This window comes from Shewanella maritima, from assembly GCF_004295345.1.
Taxonomy (GTDB): domain Bacteria; phylum Pseudomonadota; class Gammaproteobacteria; order Enterobacterales; family Shewanellaceae; genus Shewanella; species Shewanella maritima.
Genome location: NZ_CP036200.1, coordinates 893,447 through 905,923, shown reverse-complemented (window position 1 = coordinate 905,923; position 12,477 = coordinate 893,447). Strand labels below are relative to the sequence as shown.

General features: G+C 46.6%; 7 protein-coding genes. 4 read left to right on the top strand and 3 right to left on the bottom strand.

What is annotated here, in order from left to right; genetic code table 11:
* Window positions 1-142: 142 nt before the first annotated feature.
* Together EXU30_RS03850 and xseA are read right to left on the bottom strand one after the other, a co-directional pair.
* Window positions 143-622: a WbuC family cupin fold metalloprotein gene (locus EXU30_RS03850; protein WP_130597900.1), complete on the bottom strand. Its 480-nt coding sequence runs from the start codon at window positions 620-622 to the stop codon at window positions 143-145.
* Between the two features lie 277 nt (window positions 623-899).
* Window positions 900-2,228, bottom strand: a complete 1,329-nt coding sequence (gene xseA / locus EXU30_RS03845; RefSeq protein ID WP_130597899.1) for an exodeoxyribonuclease VII large subunit — start codon at window positions 2,226-2,228, stop codon at window positions 900-902.
* Between the two features lie 122 nt (window positions 2,229-2,350).
* Between xseA and guaB the strand changes: the two genes are divergently transcribed.
* The 3 genes from guaB to tadA all read left to right on the top strand — a co-directional run bounded on the left by guaB (window position 2,351) and on the right by tadA (window position 6,219).
* Window positions 2,351-3,823, top strand: a complete 1,473-nt coding sequence (guaB, locus tag EXU30_RS03840; RefSeq protein WP_130597898.1) for an IMP dehydrogenase — start codon at window positions 2,351-2,353, stop codon at window positions 3,821-3,823.
* 108 nt (window positions 3,824-3,931) lie between these two features.
* Window positions 3,932-5,509 (top strand): glutamine-hydrolyzing GMP synthase, encoded by a 1,578-nt coding sequence (guaA, locus tag EXU30_RS03835; protein WP_130597897.1) that lies wholly within the window; start codon window positions 3,932-3,934, stop codon window positions 5,507-5,509.
* Window positions 5,510-5,739: 230 nt separating this feature from the next.
* Window positions 5,740-6,219 (top strand): tRNA adenosine(34) deaminase TadA, encoded by a 480-nt coding sequence (gene tadA, locus EXU30_RS03830; protein ID WP_242620383.1) that lies wholly within the window; start codon window positions 5,740-5,742, stop codon window positions 6,217-6,219.
* Window positions 6,220-6,625: 406 nt separating this feature from the next.
* Here the strand turns inward: tadA and mltF are convergent, their stop codons facing one another.
* A complete protein-coding gene (mltF, locus tag EXU30_RS03825; protein ID WP_130597896.1) occupies window positions 6,626-8,056 on the bottom strand; it encodes a membrane-bound lytic murein transglycosylase MltF in 1,431 nt (476 codons plus the stop codon).
* A gap of 383 nt (window positions 8,057-8,439) precedes the next feature.
* Here mltF and purL point away from each other — a divergent pair, with 383 nt between their 5' ends.
* Window positions 8,440-12,321, top strand: coding sequence for a phosphoribosylformylglycinamidine synthase (purL, locus tag EXU30_RS03820; RefSeq protein WP_130597895.1), 3,882 nt, complete (start codon window positions 8,440-8,442; stop codon window positions 12,319-12,321).
* The last annotated feature ends 156 nt before the right edge of the window (window positions 12,322-12,477 follow it).

Below are 12,477 nucleotides of genomic sequence, written 5' to 3'. Positions count from 1 at the left end.
GTTTCTAAGTGATTTCTTGCGATAAGAGCCGACAGCCTAAAGCAGAAAGCAAATGACTGTCAGCTAATATTAACGACATTTAAATGAAGATAGTGCTATCTCAATATGAGTTTTTCTATTTTAATTGCTTATTTCTAAGCTCTTAGTTTTTGTCGCCAACTTGTGCGCTGCGCATCCAGTCGCGGTATTCATCTGCGCCAGATTCACCTTCAGCTGCCGTCCATGGTGCAAAGTCCTCGGCGGGCGTTGGCACGTAAGCACCTTGTTTAATTTCTAAGCCAACGGTGCCCGATTGCATGCAAGCATAGCCGTGCCAAGTGCCTGGTGGAATTTCGATAGCGCGGTTGGTCTCTGGCGACAAGCTGTGACGCTCGGTGACAGTGCCTTCATCATCGAAGATAAGTAGGTCAAGCTGACCTTTCAATACCAGAAACAGCTCCCACTTGTGCGATTCGCTGTGACGATGTGGTCGCATATAGGTATCAGGCTCAGTCGAGATAAATAAGCGCTGTACACCCGCATCTAGGCTCTCATGCAGATTATGATGACTGCGCTGACGCGGTGCATCTTTAGCGTTTTGAGAAAATTGTTCAAAATCTTGGTTCGAAATAATTTTTAGCATAGTTATCTTTATTGCTCATATAAGGCAGCGCGTGCTGCAAGAATTCACTTAATTGCTGTATTAAGGTTTTTTGCCGTAGGCTAAATTGGTTTAACACTGTAGCTCGTCATATTGGTAAGGAATGCTCACGTTATCAACAAACCCTGAGAGCTATTTACGCAAGGCGCCGTGAAATCATCCATGATGGCTATACTACGGCATCCATGCCGTAGAATCTTGCTCCAATAGCTCCCAGGACTTTTACACAAACCCATAGGGCTGTATCCAAAAAAGCCTGCTACTCAACAACAGACAGCACTTCACCATTATTTAATTGGGTTATTAGCTTATCACCGCTATTCAGCTTAGTTGCATCTTGTACGACTTTACCGCTGGCGTCTTTGGTAATCGAGTAGCCACGGCTTAACGTTGATAGTGGGCTGACGGTTTCCAGCTGATGAGCGGCATTGGCGATACGAGCTTTGGCTTTGTCCATTTGTAGCTCCAACGCTTTATTTAATCTAGTGTCTAGAAATGACAGTTTGTTGGCTTCCATGGCAATATGCTGCGCTGGTGAGTTTTGCGCGAGTCTGTGCTGCAGTTGCTGCTTGATCAATTGTGCATTGGTTAACTTGCGTGTTAACGCAGTTTCAAGGCGCATTTGTAGTTCATCAAAGCGCTGCTCAAATTGTTGTAGTTGTCGCTGCGGGTCTTGGCGCTGCAGTTGATGGTTAAGGTTATCTAATACCGATTGCTGATTAAGCTGATAGTGACGCATGCTTTGTTTTAAGCGGTTAAGCACTAACTGTAATTTGTCCTGCTTATTACCTTTATCTTTTGACAATAGCTCTGCTGCGGCAGATGGCGTTGGCGCGCGCAAATCGGCAACATAATCACTAATAGTAGTATCAACCTCATGACCAACCGCGCTAACAACGGGTAGGGCGCTGTTGTATATCGCATGGGCCAGCTGCTCGTCATTAAAGCACCATAAGTCTTCTAGTGAACCACCGCCTCGGGTAACTAGTAGTACGTCGACTTCTAGGCGGGCATTTGCTGTGGCAATTGCCTGACATATTTGTTGGCTCGCCGCTGCGCCTTGTACTTGCGTTGGGTAAACCACGACTTCTAATGACGCGTCACGACGTTTTAGCACGTGAAGAATATCTCGAAGCGCCGCGCCTGTTGCCGAGGTGACAACTCCAATGCGCTGAATATTATCTGGCAATTGTCGTTTGGTATCGGTAGCAAACAAGCCCTCTGCTGCCAGCTTCATTTTCAATGCATCATATTGCTGAGCTAGCAAGCCGTCGCCAGCAGGCAGCATGGATTCGAGTAATAGCTGGTAGTCGCCCCGTGGCTCATACACGCTAATGTTGCCTTTAACTAAAACTTGCTGACCATTGGTTGGGGTAAAGCGCACTTGTTGATTGCGACCTTTAAACATGGCGCAGCGAATTTGCGAGCGACTATCTTTTAAGGTGAGGTACCAATGCCCTGAGTGCGGTGCAGAAAAGTTGGAAATTTCACCTTCCAGCCAGACTCTGCCGAGCTGTCCTTCGAGCAAATTTCGCACTTCTCCGTTTAATCGAGAAACTGTGTAAACATTGTTTTTCGTAGTTAGCATAATAAAACGCTTCGTAAGGGCTATTTTGAAGCATTTTCCCATTTACCGACCAATATATGCAAGGTATAATCCCGCCGCAATATTTACCCTTTCCTACCCTACAATTTACTGGGAGATGTTGCATGTTAAGATTAAGAAATGACGCACTAACCTTCGATGATGTCCTACTGGTTCCTGCTCACTCAACCGTTCTCCCAAACACCGCTGTTCTAAAAACTCGTCTGACTAAAAAGATTGAACTGAACACCCCAATTGTTTCTGCCGCAATGGACACTGTGACTGAAGCACGTCTTGCTATCGCAATGGCGCAAGAAGGTGGTCTAGGTTTTATTCATAAGAATATGACCATTGAACAGCAGGCTGAAGAAGTACGTAAAGTTAAAATCTATGAAGCGGGTATTGTTCAACAGCCGGTAACGGTTAAGCCGTCTACTACGCTGGCTGAAGTTAAGCAGCTAACCGAGCGTAATGGCTTTGCAGGTTACCCTGTAATTAACGACGCTAACGAGCTAGTGGGTATTATCACTGGCCGTGATGTTCGCTTTGTAACAGATTGGAACCTAACTGTTGAAAAGGTGATGACTCCTAAAGATCGCCTGGTAACCGTTATTGAAGGTACGCCGCTAGACGAAGTGCAAACCCTAATGCACTCACACCGTGTTGAAAAGGTGTTAGTGGTTGACGATAACTTCAAGCTTAAGGGCCTTATCACTGTAAAAGACTTCCAAAAAGCTGAGCGTAAGCCAAACGCATGTAAAGACGAATTAGGTCGTCTACGTGTTGGCGCAGCAGTTGGCGCTGGTGCAGGCAACGAAGAACGTGTTGCTGCATTGGTTAAAGCCGGTGTTGACGTGCTGCTTATCGACTCATCACACGGTCACTCTGAAGGTGTATTACAACGTATTCGCGACACTCGCGCAGCGTACCCTGACTTACAAATCGTTGGCGGTAACGTCGCAACAGCTGAAGGTGCACTAGCACTGGTCGAAGCGGGCGTTGATGCAGTTAAAGTTGGTATTGGCCCTGGTTCTATCTGTACTACTCGTATCGTAACAGGTGTAGGTGTACCGCAAATTACCGCAGTGTCTGATGCAGCCGCTGCAGTTAAGCACTTAGACATACCTGTTATTGCTGATGGCGGTATTCGCTTCTCAGGTGACCTAGCTAAAGCACTAGCCGCTGGCGCATCATGCATCATGGCTGGCTCTATGTTTGCGGGTACTGACGAAGCGCCAGGCGAAACTGAGCTATACAATGGCCGTGCGTACAAGTCATACCGCGGTATGGGCTCACTAGGTGCGATGACTCAAACTCAAGGTTCATCTGACCGTTACTTCCAAAGTGACAACGCTGCAGACAAGCTAGTTCCAGAAGGTATTGAAGGTCGCGTTGCCTACAAAGGTAAGCTTAAAGAAATTATTCACCAGCACATGGGCGGCCTACGCTCATGCATGGGCTTAACCGGTTGTGCAACCATTAAAGAATTAAACGAAAAAGCAGAGTTTGTGAAGATCACTTCTGCTGGTATGGGCGAGTCTCACGTACATGACGTGACCATTAGTAAAGAAGCGCCTAACTACCGTAGCGGTTCTTAATATCGACCCATGGGCGGCAAATCAATTGCCGCCTTTTTTCAATCAACTTGATTGAAGTTAAGCGTTAAACAAGATTTCGACTTAAATATCCCAGATATAAGGTATCCCATGAGCAACATTCATGACCATAAAATCCTGATCCTAGACTTTGGATCGCAATACACTCAGCTGATCGCACGCCGTATCCGTGAAATCGGTGTTTATTGTGAGCTTTGGGCTTGGGACGTATCTGAAGAGCAAATTAAAGAGTTTGCTCCAAACGGTATTATTCTAGCGGGTGGCCCAGAAAGCGTAACAGCTGAAGGCTCACCACGTGCACCTGAATATGTATTTAATGCTGGCGTACCAGTTCTAGGTATCTGTTACGGCATGCAGACCATGTCTGAGCAGCTTGGCGGCAAAGTTATCCAGGGTGTTGGCGAAGGTGAATTTGGTTACGCGCAAGTAGAAGTACAAACTGAATCAGCGCTATTCAAGAGCATTGAAGATGCAATCAGCAGCGATGGTAAACCACTACTAGACGTGTGGATGAGCCATGGTGACAAGGTATCTGAAATTCCAGCTGGTTTTGTTGCCGTTGCTAACACTGAAACTTGTCCATTTGCTGCGATGGCAAATGAGGACAAGCAATTCTACGGCGTGCAGTTCCACCCTGAAGTGACTCACACTCGTCAAGGTAAGCGTATGCTTGAGCATTTCGCACTTGATATCTGTCAGTGTGAAGCCAACTGGAAACCATCTTCAATCATTGAAGATGCTGTTGAACGTTTGAAAAAACAAATCGGTGATGATGAAGTTATCCTAGGTCTCTCTGGTGGTGTTGATTCATCAGTAGTGGCTATGCTGCTGCACCGCGCCATTGGCGACAAGCTAACTTGTGTGTTTGTTGACAACGGCCTACTGCGTTTAAACGAAGCCCAACAAGTAATGGATATGTTTGGCGATCACTTTGGTCTGAACATTGTTCACGTTGATGCTGAAAACCGCTTCTTAGATGCACTAAAAGGCGAAGCTGACCCAGAAGCGAAGCGTAAAATCATTGGCCACGTATTTGTTGATATCTTCGATGAAGAGTCGAAAAAATGCGTTAACGCTAAGTGGTTAGCCCAAGGCACTATCTACCCAGATGTGATTGAGTCTGCAGGCAGTGCAACTGGTAAAGCACACGTGATCAAGTCTCACCACAATGTGGGCGGCTTACCTGATGATATGGAGCTAGGCCTTGTTGAGCCGCTACGTGAGCTGTTTAAAGACGAAGTACGTAAGATTGGTCTAGAGCTTGGCCTACCTTACGACATGCTATATCGCCACCCATTCCCAGGCCCTGGTTTAGGCGTTCGTGTACTAGGTGAAATCAAGAAAGAATACTGTGATCTGCTGCGCCGTGCTGATGCTATCTTCATTGATGAGCTGCACAAGGCAGAGCTTTACCACAAGGTGAGCCAGGCATTTACTGTATTCCTACCTGTACGCTCGGTTGGCGTAATGGGGGATGGCCGTAAGTACGATTGGGTTGTATCGCTACGTGCGGTTGAAACTATCGACTTTATGACTGCGCACTGGGCACACTTGCCATATGACTTCCTAGGCCGTGTATCTAACCGCATTATTAACGAAATCGATGGTATTTCTCGTGTGGTATACGATATTTCTGGTAAGCCACCGGCAACTATTGAGTGGGAATAATCTGGTAGACTAGCTTCTAACTTTGAAAAAGGCGCATTTTGCGCCTTTTTTGTTTTACACTAGCGGCATAAGTTTTATCAAGTTTTGAGAGTCTTATGCCTTCGCAAGAAATGTCCTCTAAGCAAGTTACTTTAACTCAAGTTGCCATAACGACAGTCAGCATCAATCATCTTGGTCAGCAAGTTGTGAGTGAGCTTAGTTCGGAACAACAAGCCATTGACGAAAAGTGGATGCGAGTTGCCATGGATCAAGCCAAGCTCGCTGAGGCTAAAGGAGAGGTGCCTGTTGGCGCTGTGCTGGTGAAAGACGGTGAGCTGATCGCCACTGGCTACAACCTAAGCATTTGCGAGCACAACCCAACAGCCCATGCTGAAATTGAATGTATTCAAGCTGCGGGTAAGGTACTAGAAAACTACCGTATGCTGGGTACCACCTTGTATGTGACTCTTGAGCCTTGCTCGATGTGCGCGGGCGCCATGGTGCATAGTCGAATCGAGCGAGTGGTGTATGGCGCCGATGATTTAAAAACAGGTGCTGCGGGAAGTGTGGTTAATCTATTGCAGCATGAGCAATTTAATCATCATGTAGCGATAACTAAAGGTATTTTGGCTGATGAATGTGCTGCCCAGCTAAGTAACTTTTTTAAACGTCGCCGCGCAGAGAAAAAAGCGCTGAAAAAGCAGCAACAACTGCAAGCTAGTCAGCCTTAAGCTAGCTGTTTTAGCATGCCTTCCTTTGTGTCTGAGTAGGCAACTAGCTTTTAGTTTCAGTAGAGTTTGGGATCCAAAACATAAAGTGGGTGCGTTGGCGTTCATGAGTACGGCGGCGTTGCTGTTTTAACATGATCCTACGACGCGATGCCGACGAGTTATTGAGTGCTTTATTACGCATTGGGATGGCCAGAGTTATTTTACAGGCTAAAAGGACTCGCTAAGTGTAATCAGTTATCTGCTAACAACCAAGGGCAAATGTCGAATAATTGTTATTACAAAATCAACCTTTAAAATATAACTTGTGTTTATTGAGAAAGGGTTAGGCGCTGTTGGTTTGTAGCGCAGGCGTTATTGGTCAAGGGTTTTGGCGTAAACGCTATAGCGTTAAGTAGCTTTGGGCAAGCTATCGCGCAGACTCTTGAACCTGCTGAGTTGTATCTTCCGCAATCACTTCCACTTCAGACTCCAGTTCAGCATCTTTTAATTGCTTAGTTTGGTTGTCTACCCACACTAGCGTGTCGTAGTAACGGCGAATATTGTCAACGTAATGCACAGCTTCACCGCCGCGAGCATAGCCATAGCGGGTTTGCTTGTAGTATTTAGACTGCTGCAATAGCGGCAATACTTTTTTGACATCACGCCACGCACTTGGATCTAACCCCATGGATTGCGCCATTTTGCGCGCATCCTCCACATGACCCAGGCCGACATTGTAAGAGGCGAGGGCAAACCAAATTCTTTGATTATCTGGTATTGACTCCGGTAGGCGGTCAATCATGTTTTGTAAGTACTTAGCGCCGCCGCGGATCGATTGCTCGGCATCAAGTCGGTTTTTTACCCCAACATAAGATGCGGTAGGGCGGGTTAACATCATCATGCCGCGCACACCGGTCGGTGAGCGGGCACTTGGGTTCCAGTGTGATTCTTGATAGCTGGTAGCAGCCAATTTACGCCAGTCTAGCTCGCCAGCGTATTTCTCGAACATGGCCTGATACTCAGGCAGCACATTATCGATAGCACGAATGAACGCGCGAGTGTCGACATAATCAAAGCGTTTCACATGGCCGAAGTACTTTTCATCCAGGTACTCAAAGGTACCAGCACGTTTTTCTTGATGCCAAAAATCCAGCAGTTGGCTAAGCAAGTAGTCGTCTTGCTGAGGATGCAATAACCAGGTGACTTCAACTTTTTCTTCAAGCGTTAATGCTTCGCGCAGTTCTGGTAAAAAACGCTGTGAAATCAGCAGGCTATTAGAGTCTAACACTGTGTAGTCAAGTTCATCATTGACCACCATTGCCAAAATTTCTTCGTACTCTTTGTCTTTGGCGGTGATCCAATTGAGATCGGGGTAATCGTTTTGCAGTTTGATTAAGGCATTTTCAGCGGCTGAGTCAGGCAAAATCATCATGCGGCCATTAATCTGATTTAGCTCTCTGGGTTTTGGTTTGCCTGCTTTGTAAACCAGTACTTGATTAACAAAGTAGAGGGTTGGCCCCAACTTAAATTGCTCGGTACGGGCAGGGGTTTTGGAAATACCCGCAGCGACAATATCTATCTCTTCAGCTTTAAGCGCGGCAAACAATTGTGGTCTATCGCTGAACGGCACCATTTGTAATTCGACGTCAAGGTAGTCTGCAAAACGCTTGGCCATTTCATAGTCAAATCCAGACTCACCTTGCTCTGAGTTTAAGTATATTTGCGGCCCATACAAGGTCCCCACCTTAAGCACAGTGCGCTTGGGCGGAGTTTGGTTGAGCTGGACCTCTTCAATCACTACCTTGCTACATGCACTAAGTAGGATACAGAAAAAGACAAATGTAAACTTGTTGAGCATAGGTTGCTTTGGGTGTGCCTTATAAGTTACTGAAACTATGAGGTTGTTCGGCTGTGTGTTTGTTAAATCAAAGGCGCAATTTTACTACTCTAGCCGCTGATTATTAAATTAATTATATGTCTTTAGTCGCCAATTGAGGTTGTTACTTTAACATTGGTTAACAGCTTTGGCGAAAATCGGCTAAAACAAATGCACAATTCACCATGGAATATCACCAGATTTTAAGGCTTTTTCACGGCGATTTTGGCTTTAAAAAAATGTGATATTTCCCATAACGGGAAACACTGTTTTCATATGCTGTTGCGGGTGATTTGTAGTAGTAAATTCCCTATAATTGCGCCCAATTCTGACCCTGCTATACAAATATAAGGTGAAAAGACGTGATGGAAATCTTTCGCGGAGCCCCTGCACTTTCTGCATTTAGAGTTCAAAAACTCATGGAGGCCTGCGATAGCGCGGCTCTTCCTGTGACAAATATCTATGCTGAATATGTTCATTTAGCGGATTTAACTGCAGCTCTTGATGACACTGAACGTCAGCAACTAGAACGTATCCTTACCTATGGCCCGGCGATTGAATCTCACGCCCCACAAGGTCAGCTAATTTTCGTAACGCCTCGCCCTGGCACCATTTCTCCATGGTCTTCAAAAGCAACCGACATCGCTAACAACTGTGGTCTTGATAAAGTCACACGTTTAGAACGTGGTATTGCTTATTATGTTGAGGCTGGTGAGCTAAGTAGCGAGCAGCAAAAACAATTAAACGCGCTACTACACGATCGTATGATGGAAGTAGTGCTAAGCGATTTTGAACAAGCGAGCATATTGTTCGAGCGCACTGAGCCAGCTAAATTCACTAGCGTGAACATTTTAGGTGAAGGCCGCCGCGCATTAGAAGTCGCTAACGTGCAGTTAGGTCTGGCTCTTGCTGAAGATGAAATCGACTACCTGGTTGAGAACTTCATCAAGCTTAACCGTAATCCAAACGACATTGAGCTTATGATGTTTGCTCAAGCAAACTCTGAGCACTGTCGTCATAAGATCTTTAACGCAGATTGGACAATCGATGGCGAAGTTCAGCCTAAGTCATTGTTCAAGATGATCAAGAACACCTTTGAAACCACACCTGAGCATGTACTGTCTGCCTACAAAGATAACGCAGCAGTAATGGAAGGTAGTGTTGCGGGTCGTTTCTTCCCAGACCCAGATGGTACATACAACTACCACACAGAGCCAATGCACGTATTGATGAAGGTGGAAACCCACAACCACCCGACAGCAATTAGCCCATACCCAGGTGCAGCAACTGGTTCTGGTGGTGAAATTCGCGACGAAGGTGCAACCGGCCGTGGTTCTAAGCCAAAAGCGGGCCTAACGGGTTTCACTGTATCTAACCTTAAAATTCCAGGTTTTGTACAACCATGGGAAGGTGACTACGGCAAGCCTGAGCGCATTGTTACTCCGCTAGATATTATGATTGAAGGCCCATTAGGCGGCGCGGCATTTAACAACGAGTTTGGTCGCCCTGCGCTAACCGGTTACTTCCGTACTTATGAGCAACAAGTTAACAGCCACAATGGCGTTGAAGTGCGTGGTTACCACAAGCCAATTATGATTGCTGGTGGTCTAGGTAACATCCGTGAAGAGCATGTTCAAAAAGGCGAAATTACCGTTGGCGCTAAGCTGATTGTACTTGGTGGCCCAGCAATGAACATCGGTCTTGGTGGCGGCGCAGCGTCTTCTATGGCGTCTGGTCAATCAAGCGAAGATTTAGATTTTGCTTCAGTACAGCGCGAAAACCCAGAAATGGAGCGTCGTTGTCAGGAAGTGATCGACCGTTGTTGGCAGCTAGGTGATGACAACCCAATTCAATTTATCCACGACGTGGGTGCGGGTGGGCTATCTAACGCATTCCCTGAGCTAGTTGATGATGGCGGCCGTGGTGGTGTGTTTGATCTACGTAACGTACCTTCTGACGAGCCAGGCATGAGCCCGTTAGAAATTTGGTGTAACGAGTCGCAAGAGCGCTATGTTATGTCAGTTGCGCCAGAAAACTTAGATAAGTTCGCAGAAATTTGTGCTCGTGAACGTGCACCATTTGCAGTAGTGGGTGAAGCGACTGAAGAGCGCCATCTAACACTGGACGACAGTCACTTCGATAACAAGCCTATCGACTTACCGCTTGAAGTATTACTTGGTAAGCCACCGAAAATGAGCCGTGACGTGGTATCAGCTAAGGCTGAGTCACCAGCGCTAGATCAAAGCAAAATCGCTCTGAAAGATGCCGTTAAGCGCATTCTTACTCTGCCAACGGTTGCCGACAAAACATTCCTTATCACCATTGGTGACCGCTCAGTAACCGGCCTTGTTAACCGTGACCAATTAGTTGGCCCATGGCAGGTACCTGTAGCCGATTGTGCGGTAACCGCATCAAGCTTTGACAGCTACACAGGTGAAGCTATGTCTATGGGTGAGCGCACGCCGCTTGCACTACTAGACTTTGACGCATCAGCGCGTATGGCTGTAGCTGAGTCAATCATGAACATTGCTGGTACTGATATTGGCTCGTTCAAGCGCATTAAGCTTTCTGCTAACTGGATGTCGCCAGCAGGTCACCCAGGTGAAGATGCTGGTCTTTATGAAGCAGTAAAAGCAATTGGTGAAGACTTATGTCCTGAGCTTGGTCTGACTATCCCTGTGGGTAAAGACTCAATGTCGATGAAGACGGCTTGGGAAGATAACGGCGAGAACAAAACAGTTACTTCACCTATGTCGCTAATCATCACAGCGTTTGGTGTTGTACAAGACATTCGTAAAACAGTGACTCCTGAGCTTCGCTCTGACAAAGGTGACACTGAGCTATTAATGCTTGATTTAAGCAATGGTCAAAACCGTTTAGGTGGTTCTTGTTTAGCGCAAGTTTACAGCGAGCTAGGCGATGTTGCGCCAACCCTTGATAACGCGCAATCACTTGCAGGCTTCTTTGAAGTGATGCAAAAACTTGTAAATGAGCAATCTGTTATTGCTTACCATGACCGCAGTGACGGCGGTTTATTTACTACCTTAGTTGAAATGGCGTTTGCTGGTAACACTGGCCTGAATATCGATATCGTAGCGCTTGCTGGTAGCGATCTTGAGCGTCTATTTAATGAAGAGTTAGGCGGAGTAATTCAAGTGGCTAAAGCCGATGTTGAAGCGGTTAAAGCACAATTCGCAGCTAAAGGCGTTGCATGTCATGCAATCGGCTCGCTAACAAGCGATAACCAAATCACCATTAAAGATGGCGAGCGTGAAGTATTTAGCGATACTCGCACAGCACTGCGCACCCTTTGGTCTGAAACCACTTATCGCATGCAGGCGCTACGTGATAACCCTGAGTGCGCTAAGCAAGAGTTTGAAGCTAAGCAAGATGCTGACGCGCCAGGCCTTAAAGTTAAGCTTGGTTTCGACCCAAGTGAAGATGTTGCTGCGCCGTACATTGCCAAAGGTGTCGCACCTAAAATGGCAATCTTGCGTGAGCAAGGTGTTAACTCACACATCGAAATGGCAGCAGCATTTGACCGTGCAGGCTTTGAGAGCCGCGACGTTCACATGTCAGACATTCTAGAAGGTCGCATTAGTCTTGAAGAGTTCCAAGGTCTAGTAGCTTGTGGTGGTTTCTCATACGGTGACGTACTGGGCGCTGGTGAAGGTTGGGCTAAGTCAATCTTATTCAACAGCCGTGCACGTGACGAGTTCAGCCGCTTCTTCGAGCGTGATGCAAGCATTGCACTGGGTGTGTGTAACGGTTGTCAGATGCTTTCTAACTTGAAAGAGATCATTCCTGGTAGTGACCACTGGCCACACTTTGTACGTAACCGCTCTGAGCGTTTTGAAGCACGCTTTAGCTTGGTTGAAGTGCAACAAAGTCCATCTGTGTTCTTTGAAGGTATGGCTGGCTCACGTATGCCAATCGCGGTATCACACGGTGAAGGTCTAGCTGAGTTTAAATCTGCTGATGCGTTAGCTAAAGCGGAAGCGACTGGCACAGTGGCACTACGCTATGTAGACGGCAACGGTCAAATCGCCACTCAATACCCACTTAACCCGAATGGCTCGCCAAATGGTATGACAGGTATTTGTACAACCGATGGCCGCGTAACCATTATGATGCCGCACCCTGAGCGTGTATTCAGAACGGTTGCTAACTCTTGGCACCCAGATGAGTGGGGCGAAGATAGCCCATGGATGCGTATGTTCCGCAACGCACGCGTTAAGTTAGGCTAAGCTAGCTTTCACGTAACAGCATTAGAATGCTAAAAGGCGAACCATCTGGTTCGCCTTTTTTGTGCCTGTTCCAATAAAAGTATGAATTTATAGGTTTGCCATTGAAGCCTCGTGTTTTACTGCTAGTTTGAGGTAATTGTCGCCTCTAACATTGGA

Bases quoted from the DNA above. Each gene is read 5' to 3' on its own strand.
- EXU30_RS03850 (WP_130597900.1), bottom strand. From the start codon at position 622: ATGCTAAAAATTATTTCGAACCAAGATTTTGAACAATTTTCTCAAAAC.
- xseA (WP_130597899.1), bottom strand. From the start codon at position 2,228: ATGCTAACTACGAAAAACAATGTTTACACAGTTTCTCGATTAAACGGA.
- guaB (WP_130597898.1), top strand. From the start codon at position 2,351: ATGTTAAGATTAAGAAATGACGCACTAACCTTCGATGATGTCCTACTG.
- guaA (WP_130597897.1), top strand. From the start codon at position 3,932: ATGAGCAACATTCATGACCATAAAATCCTGATCCTAGACTTTGGATCG.
- tadA (WP_242620383.1), top strand. From the start codon at position 5,740: ATGCGAGTTGCCATGGATCAAGCCAAGCTCGCTGAGGCTAAAGGAGAG.
- mltF (WP_130597896.1), bottom strand. From the start codon at position 8,056: ATGCTCAACAAGTTTACATTTGTCTTTTTCTGTATCCTACTTAGTGCA.
- purL (WP_130597895.1), top strand. From the start codon at position 8,440: ATGGAAATCTTTCGCGGAGCCCCTGCACTTTCTGCATTTAGAGTTCAA.